The organism is Sphingomonas sp. UYAg733, assembly GCF_054057355.1.
In genome coordinates, this window is the sequence record NZ_JBSRZE010000001.1 from 525,591 (window position 1) to 539,655 (window position 14,065).

The following is a 14,065-nucleotide window of genomic DNA, read 5'->3' on the forward strand; positions in this document are numbered from 1 at the left end:
CATCGGCTCGTCCCGCTTTACCTTGGCCGCGATCGAGAGTTGGCGGTCAGCCCCCGCCCGTGAGTCGGGAAGGCATCGCACCCCCGACCGCGTCCACGCTCGACGACACCGTGGCGATCACCTCGTCGAGCAGGGCGCGGGCCTCGGCGGTCAGAAGGGCATCGGGCGCCGGTGCCGCCGACTGGAAGATCGCCGCGATCCGTCCCGCGCGCCGCTTCGTCGATCCCGTGCCCGTCTCGAGCGCGTAGGCATCCCACCACGCGGCGCCGTGGTCGTCGATCAGCCTGCGGCGGGTGATCTCGAGCAACCGCTTGGAGACCAGGCGCCTGATCGACGACACCACTCGCTCGCCCTCGTCGCCAAGCGGGCTGACGGGATTGTCGAGATAGAGCGAGATCGCCTCCTGCAGCTGCCGGTGGAGATCGGCGACGGGCTGCAGGGTGTCGTACTCCACGTCGGAGCCGGTCCCGATCCGCTTGGTCAGCGCCCGGATGCGCGTCCAGTGCTCCTTGCGGACGTTGGCGTACGTGTCGATGCCGAGCCGGGCGCGCCAAGGCTGATGGAACTTCACCACTGCGTCCTGGACCGCGAACAGCATGCCGATCGGGTCGTAGGTCGGCGCGTCGGACGACTGGACGGGCTCGGCCGCGTGCGCCGCCTCCGCCATCTCGATGAGGCTTCCAAGCTGGCGGCGCATGTAGTTCGCCGCCTTCGGCGGCAGTTGGTCGAGCCGCCGATCGGTGCCGCCGAGCATGAAGCAGCGGTCGACGAGACCGTGCTCGATGGCGCTCACGACCTGGCCTCCGATGATGTCGCGGAGCCTGCCCAGCGCGCTCAGCACCGAGGCCATGACGTGCGTCCGGCGATCGACCGCCGACTTTAGACTCGGCCCCTTGATCAGGTCGAAGTGCGTGAACGCCACCGCCAGCTTATCGTGATGGCCGCTGGAAGCTACGGCGCGCATCACGGACAGCGGCGCTGCCTGCATCGGCTGCTGCGCGTTGTCGACCAGCAGGATCACGTCGACCGCCTCGAAGCGGCGGGTGATGGATGTCGAGATGCTGGCGCCATAGTCAGGGGTGTGGCCGATGCCCTGACCATCGATCAGTACCAGCTTCACCCCGTCGGGGCGGATCTCCGGATACATCGGGCCGCGCACCCGCACACCGTCCACCACCGGGGTCAGCAGGCGGCCGAAGTGAGGCCAGAAGTTGCTGGAGAACCAACGGATCGTCGTGATGAACAGGGCGCGGTCGTCGGTCTCGAACGACCATCCATCTGGCCACTCGCCGCGCGACGTGATCATCTCCCCCAGGGTAACCTGCGAGAATCTGGTACGGATCGCGTCCAGCACGTCGTGCACGAGGTTGCCGAAGTCGTCCTGCTCGTAGAGCTCGGCCTCGAACACCTCGCCGACCAACTGGTCCAGTGCGTCACGGTCCTCCGCACCCAGCGTCTCGGAACTGACCTCGACCGCGTCGGCTACACGTTCGGCGATCGACGCCGAAAGCGCCTCGATGCGCGTGACGTAGCCCTCGACCACGGTGAGGTTGGCCTCGCGCTCGGTCTCGCTCAGGTCCTCATCCTCGCCGACGTCGGCAGCCAGCGCCGCGGCATCCTCGTCCTCGTCGTCGTCGAACGAGAAATCGTCCGCGGCGCCCTCGGCGCGCCACGGCCCCAGCACGTAGCTCAGGCGGAAGCGCTGGTCCCGGTGATTGAGGAACCGGTCGGCGACACGCGCGCGCGGCGCATCCTTGTGAGCCGCCAGCGCGGCGTCGAGCACGCACTCCTCCACCAAGGTCTGGATCTGCTGCTCGGGGAAGAAGGTGACCGCGGCCGAATAGCCCCCGTCGGCCAGAACCACCTCGATGTCGGCGATCGTGGTCTTCGCGGGCGCGGTCGAGGGGAAGCGGTCCAGATCGGGATCCGAGCCGATCAGCTGTCGCAGGAGCGTGGTCTTCCCCGCGCCCGTCGTTCCGACGAACAGGACGCGGGAGTACCCCTCGTCCCGGCCGGGCATGGGGATCAGCCGCTCGCGCATCGCCTCGCCATCGTTCTGAGCGACCTGGATGTCGTCATAGAACGCCGCGACGATCGCTTGCGCGAATCGCGTCTCGGCCTCGCGCCGCCGCACGGGATTCCACCACGAACTGTCGGAAAGCAGTTCGTTCATCTGCGCGACCAGCGAGTCTGCGGCATCGGCATCGGTCGTTCCAAGACCGCGCCGGACCTTGCGCCCTGGCTTGCGCTGACCATCGAGCCTGAGCGGATGCCTGAAGGTGATCGCCCATCCCGGCCGGTCTGACTTGGTCTTCGACGCGGTGAAAATCTGCCGAGTCATGACGTTGTTCCTTGTTGTTCCGAAACCTGTTGACACACGTTCCAGCCAAATGCAACTGGAACAACGTGGAACAACAGGAGTCCCCAATGCCGATTCGCGTAACCCCCCGCCGACCCAGCCTCGTGCTCGTCACATTCGATCTCAACAATCCCGTCCCCGGCGACCACCGCTACCGCACCGCCGACCGCTTCCTCTCGGCAATCGGCACGGTCATCAAGCCGTTCAAGCAGACCCGCCTGGTCGTCACGACCGCGACGACCACCTCCATCCGTACGACGCTACGGGGCCTGATGGGGCGCCGCGGCAACCTCGGCGTGCTGCGCATCAGCCGGCGGTCCGCGGTCGAGATCGCCGACCCAGGCGTTAGCGCCGCCGTGCGCCTTGCGTTGTCGCGACACGGATCGTCGTGATCGCAAAGCCGGTCGCCCGTGCGTATATTTGCGCGCACGGGCGACCGGGCTGATCCGCGAGCGATCCGTGCCTCCAAGGCACATGCCGCTGCGTCGCGTCAGCCGATACCAATGCCCCAACCGTGGCCAAACGCCGTAAGCAGCGGCGGCAGCGTGCCACCTTCGACATCACCGCATCTGCCGTGATGCATCCGCCCATCGCTACGGCCAAGCCGTTGCCTGTGTATTTGCGCCGGCAATCCATTTTAAGCCAGTTTCAGTTGGACATCGCGGTGCTCGCTGACCGCCTGAAGGCCTCGCTCGCGACCACGACGTCGGCAACGGCACGCCCGTCGCGGCCGCGCTGACGACCGCACTCATGCTCGACCTGCGCATCAGCGGCCGCAAGGACGGCCGTGAGGTGATCGACGCGCTGCCGCGTGACGACGTCATCGCCCCGCCGTCGACGTGATTCACGCGGTCGAGACGAAGGGTGGCCACTTCGCGCTCCCGCTCGGCACGATCTTCAAAACTGGCGACATCGGTGACACGACGGCGGGCGGCGAGCACTGGACCCTCGACGCTGGCCGGGCCGGCCCGCATCCCCTGGAGTCCATGCGGCGCGACGCGCACGGCCCCAACCTCGACCTGCTGCTGCAGCACATTGAGAGACTGACCCGCCGGACCGAGCCGCCGCATCGGCCTGCCCGCGCCAGCCCACATCGTCGACAACGACGACCGCCAGCTCCTGCACTTTCCGCCCTTCGCACCCGCCGGCGACGTGGTCCTGCAAGTCTTCGCGAACGGGACCGACGCCTCGCGGTTCAGCGCCGCGCTTCCGGCGCAGAACCGGGACTTCGTCGAGTCGATCGCAGCGGACATGGCCACGCTGTGGAAAGGGCATCGCCTGCTTATCTGTTCACGCGGAGCCGAGCGGCGGATGTGCAGCCTTTCCAAAGGCGCCGACAAGCCTTGGCAGCCACCCGCTGTTGCAAATGCACTCGCGCCGTCGATTCGGCCAAGTGCCGCCCGCGTCGGCGAATGAAGGGGCTGGCAAGACGGACGGCGATATCTTCCGGAGGGGCGAGCGGATGGATCTGCGCACGCGCATTTCGCGGCGAGGTCCGGGCTAAGATTTCCTATGACTTAGTGTCCGATGATGACTGTGGAGGTGCCACGGGTGGCCGTGCCACCGGGCGCCTCCCCGTTTTGTTGCCGGCGGGGGCTGTCGCCAAGTCGCGCCCTACGGCCACGAACTGCTGGCATAGCGCCGGCACGCGCTACTTCAATGACGCGAGCGCTCGAGCGTCATTCCGGCTTTAGAACGCCCTGAGCCGGGCGCGGCCCGCGTGACAGCCGCTTGACCGCGCGCAGCTCGGTCGGGTCCAGCGTCACGCCGCGCAGCAGTTCTGCGGGCGAAACGTCGAGCTCCAGCGCGATCCGCATAACGACGAGCATCGACGGGTTCTGCATCCCGCGCTCGAGCCGCGACAGGTACTGACGGTCCAGGTCGGCCCGGACGGCAAACGCCACCTGGCTGAGGCGGGCATCGACCCTGCGCTCACGGATGGCCGCGCCAAGCTGTCGAATCGCGTCGATCTGCATGTCGGCAGGGTAGGTTTTCAGGATGGCCGGGGCAACCAGCATGACCCGCCGTCCGCTGCGCCACAGCGCGTCCTACCGGCCAGGAAACGAAGGAGGGAACCATCGGACCGATCGGCGACAGCGCTCCGGCGCCGCCCAGAGCGCTGCGGCGCTCACTGTTCTGAAGCAGATGCTGTGGCTCAGCAGGTTGAAGGGAAAAGCCTGCGGCGCAGCCTACGAGCGAAAGGATTAAGAGATGGTAAGTGGCTCCGAGCACATGCAGAAGTTTTCCAACGCAGCACGCGCGCTACTCGAGAAAGGCTTCGTCGACGCCGCCGCCGGTCGGCACTCACGCACGCTCTTCATCAGCACGACGAAGCGCATCTCGGCGATCGGCGCGTGCGCGCTGGCCGCCGCGCTCGAGCAAGGGTTCAGCATGGTCTCGCTCGAGTTTGGAGAGACCGCGAAGGCCAAGGGGCCGCGATGCTTCTCGGTCGCGCTCGCCGACGGTCAGGGCGGTGCGGACACCACTCACGACTGCGCGCTCGCGATCGACGCCGAAGGCCGCCACGTACTCGTGCCACGCGGCCCGGTCGCCGCGACGTTCCACTTCGCCATCGGACCGAACGGCGTGGAGCGCCGGCACGGGCGCCCGCCGAACGTCGCGGCGAACGCCATCAAGGCATCGCGCCACCTGATAGCGGCGGCGCGGAAGGCGACGGTCGCGGGGTGCTTCGGGGTCCACGTCTTCCCTACCGCGACAGCCGCGTGAGCCATGGCCGTGCCCGGACACGGGCACGGCCCCTCACGCCACAGCGAGCCGCGATAGCGAGGGGCCTAGACCGTCTACAGATTGGCACGGTCAGCCCACGCGTCGCGCAGCTCGCGCCGACGGCCGTTCAGCGACCGCCTTACCCGCCAGACGTGTGCGGGAGAATCTCCACGACCGTGGAGGAAGACAGAAGGGACATCAGAATGACGCAACGTTACCAGGACGAGACCGTTAATCGCTTCGCCATCGCGGCCGCAGAGATGCTTCGCCGCGACCTCGACCCGGAGTTTGCGGAGGACAGCCCCTCGCTTGCATTCCTGGCGGGACACCCGCTGGACGCAAGGGCGTTCCGAGGCTGGATCCAGAGCGCAATGGAAACCCAGATGGACCTGGCCTACCTGACTTTCGCGCGCGGTCGCGAGCACCTCGGCCCGACCAATGTGTCGATCTTCGCCGAGCGCTCTGGGCTCTTTTACACCTGGAGCGAGTGCGCCCTGTGGGCGCCCAGGGACGGCGGTCCAGCGCTGATGATGCCGAAGGGCATCAACGTGTGCTTCGCGCATGATGGCCGGGCGCTCATCTCGATGCCCACGCGCCCCACGAAGTCGCTCTCGAACGGCATCGCGCGCGCCCGCATCCGCCTCGCCCGCGCCGCCCGGCAGGTGACCGATGAGCAACTCGAAGAGGTCGCGACGCCGTTCAGGCAAGCGGCCTGACGCGGCGGGGTCGGCTTCCGGAAGCCCGCGAGCCGACCACGCGACAGGCGTAAACAGGGAGCCATCTGAGTTCGAGCGCCGACGCCCGACGCACCGTGGCATGGCCGCCCGCAACGACGTCGCCGACGGCACGCGACGACCTTCGAGGCGTTAATCCAACGTCAATGCGGGAAACCCTATTGAAAAACATTCCATAGATGGCATATTCCATCCATGGCATGTGATGTAGAGTATACGGACGAGTTCGGCGACTGGTGGACCGGGCTGACCGAGAAGGAGCAGAACGACGTGGCTGCGATCACCGAGTTGCTGGAGGAGCGCGGGCCGATGCTGCCGTTCCCGCACTCGTCGCAGATCAAGAGCTCGTGTCATCCGCACATGCGCGAACTCCGCATCCAGAGCGGCGGACAGCCGCTCAGGGTGTTCTACGCCTTCGATCCCCGGCGGTCGGCGATCCTGCTGATCGGCGGCGACAAGACCGGGGACGACCGCTTCTACGAGACGCTCACCCCCCTGGCAGACGACCTGTACGACGTGCATCTGACGGAACTTAGGAAGGAGGGACTGATATGACGAGCATCCGCAAGCCATTCGCCGACCTGACCCGCGCGTTCACGGAGGAGCGCCGCCGGGTGGTCGAGATCCGCAAGAACCAGCTCCTGAGCGAGCAGACGGCGCAGCCGTCGTCCTGACATACAGAGAGGCCCAGACCATGGCTAACCGCAAACCACTCAGCGCACTGACCGGCACCCTCGCCCCGGAGCGCCGCTCGGCCATCGAGACCCGCAAGGCCGAACTCCGCGCCGAGATGTCGCTCGCCGAGCTCCGCGCCGCGCGCCACTTCACCCAGGAGACACTCGGCGAGACGCTGTCCGTCGGACAGCCGGCGATCGCCAAGATCGAGAAGCGGACCGACATGTACGTCGGCAACCTCCGCCGCTTCATCAACGCGATGGGCGGTGAGCTCGAGATCACCGCGCACTTCACGGACGGCGACGTCGTCATCACCAACTTCGCCGACATCGACGACGACGACCGGAGCCGGAACGGCGCGGCGCCGGTCCCGAGGCCCGTCGTCAGGGCCTGAACCGTGCCAGACCCGGACATGCCCGGCGTCCCCGGCCCGGCGTCCCCGGCCGCGGGACCGGCCGATGACCGCGAAGGGTCGCTGGAGCCGGAGGAGCGGCAGGAGCAGGAGCCGATCTGGTCCATCTACGCCCGGCGCGCGGACTGGCCCGAACTGCCGGACCGCATCTTCCTGCCGGACGCCGTGGACCAGCTCTCCGACGCGCTCTGGGGCAGCGAGGACGTCGATCTCCAACCCCACCGCGACGCGATCGACACCATTGGCGAGCCCGAGGAACGGGTCGGCGTCCTTTGGACCATGGTCAACCTCTTCACGCGCCTGCTCGTCGGCAACGCGATGACGACCTTCGCGCAGCCAAGCACGGGCGGACGCGGCGAGCCGATGGCCGCGCACCGCTGGACGGCCGGCCAGGTTACGCTCGCCGTTGCCGAGGGCACGGTCGCCCTCGGCGATCACGACGGGACGCCTCATGATCACTGGGTCTTCCTGGACCGCGTCGAGTTCGACCTCCTCATGGAGATCCACTCCCCGGCAGGCGCGCCACCACACGATCTGGTCGCGAACCTGCTGCGCCGCCACGACCGGCTGGCCGGCATCGTGCTGGACAACCTGGCCGCGATCGCGGGCACGCCGCGCACCACGCTCATGACCCGCGCTGGAGTGGGCCTCGCCCGGACCGGAGACGGTGCCGACCCGACGCCGGCCGAGCTAGACCGGCTGTTCGCAGGCGCGCGGCGGGTGCTCGGCTACCGCCACCAGCTAGCGCTGACCGAGCGGGCTGCGGGATGGCTGCTCGCCCGCTTCGACGAGGACGGGGTGAAGCCATGGCGATACAATCGCAAAATTCTGCGGGAAATGTCCATCCCGGCATTCGACCGCTACCTCACCGACGCCCTGTTCGACGACGCCTGGAAGATGGCGACGGAAATCTGTTCGGAGCGCGCGGAGAAGGGCCGCCGTTCGCAGAAGCCGTGACCCAACAGCACGGCGCACCCCATGGGCGAATTACGTAAACGTCGGAATCACCGCGAGTATTAGAACACCGCATCCGCTGACATCTGGGTGCCCTCTGCAACACAGGAGGGCACCATGCCACGCAGGACGACGCCGCGCACCGCGGTGATGAACACCCACGAAGCAGCGATCTACCTCGGGCTTACCGCGAGCACGCTCGAGAAGATGCGCACATATTCCGAGAACGGTCCGCCATTCGCGGGCCTCGGATCGTCCGTCCGCTACAGGATCGCGGACCTGGACGCCTGGCTCGCCGAGCGCATCTACCGCTCGACGAAGGACCGCGCGCGCCGGCGCAAGCGCGGTGGGCCGAACGGACGCTGACCTGCAGTCGGCACACCCCGACACGACGCCGAGCACACCCCACCACACCACCACCCCCCCACGGGCCGCCGGCCCGCGGGCACAGGAGAACTCACATGAACACGATCGAAGACATCGCTCAAGTCGGCACCGACACCGCCAAAATCGCTCCCGCCCCGGCAACGCCGCCCGCCATCGCGATGCCGCTCAACTACGTCATGGCCGATCCGCAGCAGCGCGTGGCCATCAAGGCGGCGTTCGAGGAGCTGGCAATCATCTGCCGCGGTATCGACGGCCGTGACGAGTTCGCGGGCATCCCGGGCGGTCAGACGCTGGAGGCGCGCATGCTGCTCAAGATCGGCGCCTACGGCGACTGGCTTGAACGACTTAACGCGCGCCCGCCCATGCGCATCGACGGCATGATGGACTGGCGGCTGGTCCTGCAGACGATCCGGCATGCCGGCGCCAAGCGGACCGGCCTGATCGACGGCGCGCTGACGGACCTGGCGGCGCTCCACGGCCTGGACCGGGTCAAGATCCGTCACGACCCTCCCCGGCAGATCGACTTCGACATCGACAAGTACGAGATCGTCCTGAGGGCGCGCGGCTACGGGGCGCCGCTGTCCGCGACGAGCCTGAGCCGGATCTGCAAATATGGCGCCGCGCTGGAGATCGGCTGCCATGTGGGCGATCTCGACCAGATCGTCATGACCCGCCTCTACGAGATCGGGCGCCACCTGCAGCAGGGATTCGTGAACACCGTCGGCGCGCCGATCGCCAACGGCAAGCGCTACACCCGGGACAATCCGGCCGTGCCGGTGCTCCTGGCCATCGGCGTCGCGTCGTTCACAGACGGTCTCCCTGAGGATCCGCTGCGCCCCGGCGTGGTGGACATGATCACCGTCTCCGAGCGGTCCGGCATCGGCACCCGCGACCTCTACGAACGCCCAGCCAACAAGAAGCTGCTGCAGACGCTCGTCCAGGGCAAGAAACTCGTCGCGAACCCCATCCTAGAGGCGCGCCGCTACACCTATGCCGAGCTGATCGAGTGGGGGCGTGGACGCGTCCGCGACGAGGACGCGCGCCAGGCGGTGTTCGCCTTTCGCCAGTTCCTGAAGCTGCCCAGCTACCGGGCTGCCGAGAAGGATATCGTGCCGCTGGATCTGGGATCCCGCATCCGGCGCGCCATGGCGACGGATGCTGGGCGCTGCCCACCCGGCTGGCGTGGCCGGATCGAGAAGTGGATCGACCACAACGACGCCCTCCGGGCCAGCAAGCCGCTCCCGGAGAACTTCGCGCTCGCTATACGCGTGCTGTGCCACGAGGTGGGAATGACGCCGAACGCCGTCGGGCTCGCATGCGGAAAGGGCGGCGATAGAGCCGTCTTTCGCTGGGCGACCGGCCACAGCTTCCCGGCGGCCAAGGCCCAGCCGATGATCGTGCGCATGTGCGGTGTGCTGCGCGTCCCCGTCGAACGCCTGAAGGATCACCTCCCGGACGAGTGGCGCCGCCGCACCTTCGACGACGATGTGAGCTCGCTGCGTAACGCGACGCGCCATCTCCCCCAGGGCTTCAACGCCCTGAACGATGACGAGCGGAAGGCCGCCGTCGAGGAGGGGCACGAGCGCTACAACGTCCAGGACACCGACTGGTCGCGACGCTCTCGCGACATGACGAAGGACAGATACCGGCTGAGGATCACCGACTGGCCTACGAAGCTCGTCGACGCCTTCGAGCGCCAGCGTCCACCCAGGAAGGGCGAGATCGCCCCGCTGCGGCGGCCCGGCGACGCCGAGCGCGAGCTGGGTCCCGATGGCAAGGCGAAGCGCAAGCCCAAGCCCTGGCGCAATGGCACGAACCTCATCCGCCAGACCTACTTCGAGCCGGTGTTCGGCTACTGGGTGCGACCGCGCAAGCTCGATGACGATGCGGCAGGCGACCAAGCGCGCAAGACGGACTTCACGCCCGAAGCAGGGCTCGGCATCCCCGTCGAGCTGCTCTCGCCCGCGCTGATCGTCTTCGACGATCTGCTGCTGTCCCATTCCTGGTGGCGCTTCAGACGCTCGGGGACGTGGGGATCCAGCATCAACAAGGTGTTCGAGATCGCGTCGACGTTCCTCAAGCCGGACACCGGCCACGTGTGGAAGACGCCAGAGCTGATCGAGGACCTCCGGCGCTTCAAGGCGTGGTGGGACGCGAACCCGCACGATACAATCGACGGGCCGATCACGCTCGACATCTCGGCCTTCGAGACCGACTGGCAGGGCGCGGTGGAGGCAGCCTACCGGACGACGCTCAACAACCTGGGCCAGCTGCGGGAAGGGGGCACTCCGATCACCCGGGATCCGTTCCTCGCCGTCGGCGTGTACATCGACCACGACCGGCCCATGGAGCACTACATGCGCTCGGTGCGAAATCTGCTCGCGTCCCGTCCGCTCGACATCATGTCGCGCCATATCCACGCCCGCGACTGCGTCCAGACCCAGACCTTGATCCAGGCAGGGCTCCGGTCGTTCAACATGGTGCTGACCTACGACGACGGCAGCAACGCGAAGCACCGTCGGAAGGGGCGCGACGGCTCGATCCTGGCCCCGACGCTCCGGCGGATTGACGAGGAGGGCGTGGTCAAGTGGATCATCCACATCCCCGCGAGCGAGTTCAAGAACTGGTACAGCCCCTACTTCAAGGACGGCGCGCCCTACGAGCTGGAACTGGAGGACGGGGACGATCTCTACAAACGCCTGGACTTCTACGCGTTCAAGTCACGACCCTACCTCCTGCGTGGCCGCGTCACCGACGCGTTCTTCGTCAACCGGCACGGCGGCGACATGGACGAGGACCAGCTCTCCAAGAGCTACGGGCGGATCACGTCGAACTACTTCATCCAGAATCCAGACGCCGGTCTCGGCGGCGTGGCGGGTGCGATGGTCCACCGAATGCACGCGGTGCGGTCGGTGATCGCGACCCACATCGTCAAGGTGACCGGAGACCTCCACCTCGCGGCCTGGGCGATCCAGGATACCGTCGAGACGCTCCTTAAGCACTACGCTCGCTTCATCCCCCGCGACAAGGTGAAGCACGCCGTGCGGGTCCTGAGCGAGGCGCGCTTGGCCGGACGGAATTGAACCAGTTCTGCCCGTCGACGACGTCGGCGGGCAGATCCGCTGCCGTCGAAATAAGCGCGGTAGTTCCCCGCGTTTTTGGCAACTCAGGGCAACTGTTCGCAACCTCATCGCACACATGCCCGGAAGCGTTTCGGGATTTGGGGTCATCGTGTTGATTTAGGGCGATTACATAATCGCTCCGAGCGACCACAGAAATACGACGGTGCGGCAGTTATCGCGGACCCGCATTTTTATAGAGAACGGTGCAATAACAACAACTTAAAAGCCCTTGACCTAAAACGCGATCATTCACTTTTAGTCGTAGGCGCGTTTCGGCAAGGTGACGCAAGGCCTCTAAAGCCGGTCCCACACGAATACTTCAGTGGATCCCACGGTGAGGCGCACGGCGTCGCGCGTCATTCACGCAGTCAAGCCCGTGCCCCCCGCTGCTTTCCTGCCGCGGCCACACGGCCACGTTTCATAAGCATCGTGGGGATACGAACATGACTATCACATTGGAAGAGCGCGTGAGGGAGATGCTGCCACATGCAGACCAACCTTCGCTTGATCGCGCCGTGGCGTCGCTCAAGTACTGGATCACCGAAAATGCAGCTGCGGTGCGATCGATGGGCCCAACCACCCGGACCATGGCACATTTATCCGTCACCGCGCTGAAAGGCAGGACGTCCGTGGAATGCTCATTCATTAACAGTCGCTGCGACCTATACTCGGTGACGGTCAGCAGCGGAGCAGAGATGAAGCTGGATGGGTCGTCGCACCATGCACCGGACGCTGCAGCGGCCATGTCGGTGATCGGGGCGCTGCTGGCGGACCTCGGGATGGCGACGTCCATACGCTGAGCGGGCGCCTCCTCGGCTAGCGGCGGCTAGCGAGCGCGGAAGCAAGGGGCCCGCATCCGAACGCCTCGGCGATCGCCAACAAAGGTGCGACGATCTCCTCACCGCGCGTGGAGATCGTGGCCTCGATCCGCGCGTACGCCTCCGCAACCTCTTCGGCGCGCGACATGGCCAGCGCGTGCAACTCATCGCGCAAGGCCGTCGGTTCCGCATCGCACGGACGCCGCGGTGCCGGATCGGCCGCAGTCGCGATGCCGATGCAGCGCGAGTAGAGCACAGGATCGACACCCTGCGTCGTGGTGATCAAGCGCGGACCGAAGAAATCATGGACCTGCACCCGGCCGGATGGAGACGAGATAGCCTTCCGAGCCGTCACCGCCTTGTAGCCGGTCTTGAGACACTGGGCGAGCTCACCGAATGCGCCACCGTCTCCGGCCAACCTCTCGACATCGTCTAGGACCACCAAGCCGCCGCAATCCGTGGCAAGCCGCACCAACGCCGCCGCCGAACCCTGCCCCATGACAGTCGCGTTGAAGCCGAGCATCGCGACGGCACCGGCGAGTTCCGACTTGCCGCTGCCCCTTTCTCCCTCGACGAGCAGCAGCGGGATGGCCGGGAACACCCGAAACATGTGCGAGACCGCGACGAAGCCGGACGCGATCCACAGATCGTCGGCGCGTGGCAGTGCGACGCGCGATGCGATGAACGCGTGAACATCGGCCATGATGTCAGCGGGTGCGCGGCGGCACGGATCCACTCCGTCGAGGCGCGCAGCGGCGTAGGCTCGAACACCTTGAAGCGACCATGAAGTCGTCCGGCTCGGTTCGGGCGCCGCCAAAATGCGGGTGCCGTCGGAAAGAGCGTGCACCCGCCGGTGCGCCGGGGTTCCGGCGGGGGCGGGCAACACGTCGGCCTCCAGGATCGCACCGTCCGCCCGAAGCACCAGTGTCTCATAGCTGTGGACGAGCCGACCCCGCCCCGCACCGTCGCGTGACCGCCGCTCGACCCGGAACGGATAAAGCATCCGACCCCGCGAGAAGCCCCCGTGCAGGGCTACCGGCTCGGCGGCGAAATCCCCGGTCCCCCCGCCGACGGTCGCCTCCGACTCCGTCGAGCCACCTGCGATGCGCACTCCGCCATCCATCAGGTCCGCCAGCCAGTCATCGTCGCGCTCGCGCGCGCCGCTTCCCCTCGCCGTGGGAGCCGCAGCGCGGGCGACCTCCAGCGGACGGCGCGCCACGGTGGCGATCGCGTCGCGCAGGACGGCCGACACCTCCCCGGAGACAAGAACCCTTTTCCACGTCCCCCAGAACCGGCGCGCACCCCACTCGGCGGGCATCCTGCCCGGCTTCGAAGAGGCGACGACGGTCAGGTTGATTCCGGCGCGGGCAGCCGCAAAACCAAGCCGCCATACCGCGATCGGAGTGTCGGCGACGACCAAGGTCTCATCTCCAGATCCGCGCCTCACGGTCGCGGCGTCCCCTGCGCTCCAGGCATCCGCGTCCTCCGGGTTGGCCGTGATCCCGTCGATGTTCACGCATCCAAACCGCGCGCGACCGCCTACGTCGGCGAGCGGATAGCACAGCACCCGCGATACCACCGCGCCGTCGGTCCGGGCGTAAGGATCCCTCAGTCCAAGGCCCAGATCCGCGACCTCGGCGGCTTCGAGGCCGAGCGCACGCAGCGCCTCCAGCGCCGCCGCATCGCGGCGGAGGTTTGACTCCATGCGACGGCGGTAGCCGTCAGGCCGGACACGGGCGCTACCGGCGCGCACGACGAGGCTCGAGACGGACCCAGACGGCGGTGTCATCACCGGCGTTCGCACCGGTTTTCGCAACGTATTCCGCGGCCACGCGGCAGGCGGCAGGGTCTTGGTCAATTGCCACCCCGGCCCCGCG

The 14,065-nt window shown here is 67.2% G+C and carries 15 protein-coding genes; 12 read left to right on the forward strand and 3 right to left on the reverse strand.

Annotated elements, in window-relative coordinates; translation table 11 throughout:
- Positions 1-46: 46 nt before the first annotated feature.
- Entirely contained in the window at positions 47-2,341 is a 2,295-nt protein-coding gene (locus ACVWZA_RS02700) for a hypothetical protein (RefSeq protein ID WP_457309600.1), read from the reverse strand.
- An 86-nt stretch (positions 2,342-2,427) separates the two neighbouring features.
- Between ACVWZA_RS02700 and ACVWZA_RS02705 the strand changes: the two genes are divergently transcribed.
- The 3 genes from ACVWZA_RS02705 to ACVWZA_RS02715 all read left to right on the forward strand — a co-directional run bounded on the left by ACVWZA_RS02705 (position 2,428) and on the right by ACVWZA_RS02715 (position 3,775).
- Entirely contained in the window at positions 2,428-2,751 is a 324-nt protein-coding gene (locus ACVWZA_RS02705; protein ID WP_457309601.1) for a hypothetical protein, read from the forward strand.
- Positions 2,752-2,873: 122 nt separating this feature from the next.
- Positions 2,874-3,098 carry a hypothetical protein gene (locus tag ACVWZA_RS02710; protein ID WP_457309602.1) on the forward strand — a complete coding sequence of 75 codons (225 nt, stop codon included), beginning with the start codon at positions 2,874-2,876 and terminating at the stop codon, positions 3,096-3,098.
- Positions 3,099-3,511: 413 nt separating this feature from the next.
- Positions 3,512-3,775, forward strand: coding sequence for a hypothetical protein (locus tag ACVWZA_RS02715; protein ID WP_457309603.1), 264 nt, complete (start codon positions 3,512-3,514; stop codon positions 3,773-3,775).
- A 263-nt stretch (positions 3,776-4,038) separates the two neighbouring features.
- Here ACVWZA_RS02715 and ACVWZA_RS02720 read toward each other — a convergent pair whose 3' ends face one another.
- The gene (locus ACVWZA_RS02720) at positions 4,039-4,377 is read right to left on the reverse strand and encodes a helix-turn-helix domain-containing protein (RefSeq protein ID WP_457309604.1); all 339 of its coding nucleotides are present in this window, start codon (positions 4,375-4,377) and stop codon (positions 4,039-4,041) included.
- A 214-nt stretch (positions 4,378-4,591) separates the two neighbouring features.
- Between ACVWZA_RS02720 and ACVWZA_RS02725 the strand changes: the two genes are divergently transcribed.
- The 9 genes from ACVWZA_RS02725 to ACVWZA_RS02765 all read left to right on the forward strand — a co-directional run bounded on the left by ACVWZA_RS02725 (position 4,592) and on the right by ACVWZA_RS02765 (position 12,170).
- Positions 4,592-5,086 carry a hypothetical protein gene (locus tag ACVWZA_RS02725; RefSeq protein WP_457309605.1) on the forward strand — a complete coding sequence of 165 codons (495 nt, stop codon included), beginning with the start codon at positions 4,592-4,594 and terminating at the stop codon, positions 5,084-5,086.
- Between the two features lie 203 nt (positions 5,087-5,289).
- Positions 5,290-5,802 (forward strand): hypothetical protein, encoded by a 513-nt coding sequence (locus ACVWZA_RS02730; protein ID WP_457309606.1) that lies wholly within the window; start codon positions 5,290-5,292, stop codon positions 5,800-5,802.
- A gap of 213 nt (positions 5,803-6,015) precedes the next feature.
- Positions 6,016-6,375: a type II toxin-antitoxin system RelE/ParE family toxin gene (locus ACVWZA_RS02735; protein ID WP_457309607.1), complete on the forward strand. Its 360-nt coding sequence runs from the start codon at positions 6,016-6,018 to the stop codon at positions 6,373-6,375.
- Positions 6,372-6,494 carry a hypothetical protein gene (locus ACVWZA_RS02740; RefSeq protein WP_457309608.1) on the forward strand — a complete coding sequence of 41 codons (123 nt, stop codon included), beginning with the start codon at positions 6,372-6,374 and terminating at the stop codon, positions 6,492-6,494. The genes ACVWZA_RS02735 and ACVWZA_RS02740 overlap by 4 nt, the downstream gene beginning before the upstream one ends.
- A 20-nt stretch (positions 6,495-6,514) precedes the next feature.
- Positions 6,515-6,889 (forward strand): XRE family transcriptional regulator, encoded by a 375-nt coding sequence (locus tag ACVWZA_RS02745; RefSeq protein WP_457309609.1) that lies wholly within the window; start codon positions 6,515-6,517, stop codon positions 6,887-6,889.
- An 18-nt stretch (positions 6,890-6,907) separates the two neighbouring features.
- Positions 6,908-7,864 carry a hypothetical protein gene (locus ACVWZA_RS02750; protein WP_457309610.1) on the forward strand — a complete coding sequence of 319 codons (957 nt, stop codon included), beginning with the start codon at positions 6,908-6,910 and terminating at the stop codon, positions 7,862-7,864.
- 114 nt (positions 7,865-7,978) lie between these two features.
- Complete coding sequence (locus ACVWZA_RS02755; protein WP_457309611.1) at positions 7,979-8,227, forward strand: helix-turn-helix transcriptional regulator; 249 nt, start codon at positions 7,979-7,981, stop codon at positions 8,225-8,227.
- A 95-nt stretch (positions 8,228-8,322) separates the two neighbouring features.
- Positions 8,323-11,331 carry a hypothetical protein gene (locus ACVWZA_RS02760; RefSeq protein WP_457309612.1) on the forward strand — a complete coding sequence of 1,003 codons (3,009 nt, stop codon included), beginning with the start codon at positions 8,323-8,325 and terminating at the stop codon, positions 11,329-11,331.
- A 482-nt stretch (positions 11,332-11,813) separates the two neighbouring features.
- Positions 11,814-12,170 carry a hypothetical protein gene (locus ACVWZA_RS02765; protein ID WP_457309613.1) on the forward strand — a complete coding sequence of 119 codons (357 nt, stop codon included), beginning with the start codon at positions 11,814-11,816 and terminating at the stop codon, positions 12,168-12,170.
- Between the two features lie 16 nt (positions 12,171-12,186).
- On the opposite strand, the gene ACVWZA_RS02770 is transcribed toward ACVWZA_RS02765, so the two are convergent.
- Positions 12,187-14,046 carry a hypothetical protein gene (locus tag ACVWZA_RS02770; RefSeq protein WP_457309614.1) on the reverse strand — a complete coding sequence of 620 codons (1,860 nt, stop codon included), beginning with the start codon at positions 14,044-14,046 and terminating at the stop codon, positions 12,187-12,189.
- Positions 14,047-14,065 lie beyond the last annotated feature (19 nt).

Coding starts and splice junctions, on each gene's coding strand:
- ACVWZA_RS02755 (WP_457309611.1), top strand. CDS start 7,979: ATGCCACGCAGGACGACGCCGCGCACCGCGGTGATGAACACCCACGAA.
- ACVWZA_RS02760 (WP_457309612.1), top strand. CDS start 8,323: ATGAACACGATCGAAGACATCGCTCAAGTCGGCACCGACACCGCCAAA.
- ACVWZA_RS02705 (WP_457309601.1), top strand. CDS start 2,428: ATGCCGATTCGCGTAACCCCCCGCCGACCCAGCCTCGTGCTCGTCACA.
- ACVWZA_RS02720 (WP_457309604.1), bottom strand. CDS start 4,377: ATGCTGGTTGCCCCGGCCATCCTGAAAACCTACCCTGCCGACATGCAG.
- ACVWZA_RS02750 (WP_457309610.1), top strand. CDS start 6,908: ATGCCCGGCGTCCCCGGCCCGGCGTCCCCGGCCGCGGGACCGGCCGAT.
- ACVWZA_RS02735 (WP_457309607.1), top strand. CDS start 6,016: ATGGCATGTGATGTAGAGTATACGGACGAGTTCGGCGACTGGTGGACC.
- ACVWZA_RS02730 (WP_457309606.1), top strand. CDS start 5,290: ATGACGCAACGTTACCAGGACGAGACCGTTAATCGCTTCGCCATCGCG.
- ACVWZA_RS02740 (WP_457309608.1), top strand. CDS start 6,372: ATGACGAGCATCCGCAAGCCATTCGCCGACCTGACCCGCGCGTTCACG.
- ACVWZA_RS02700 (WP_457309600.1), bottom strand. CDS start 2,341: ATGACTCGGCAGATTTTCACCGCGTCGAAGACCAAGTCAGACCGGCCG.
- ACVWZA_RS02765 (WP_457309613.1), top strand. CDS start 11,814: ATGACTATCACATTGGAAGAGCGCGTGAGGGAGATGCTGCCACATGCA.
- ACVWZA_RS02745 (WP_457309609.1), top strand. CDS start 6,515: ATGGCTAACCGCAAACCACTCAGCGCACTGACCGGCACCCTCGCCCCG.
- ACVWZA_RS02725 (WP_457309605.1), top strand. CDS start 4,592: ATGCAGAAGTTTTCCAACGCAGCACGCGCGCTACTCGAGAAAGGCTTC.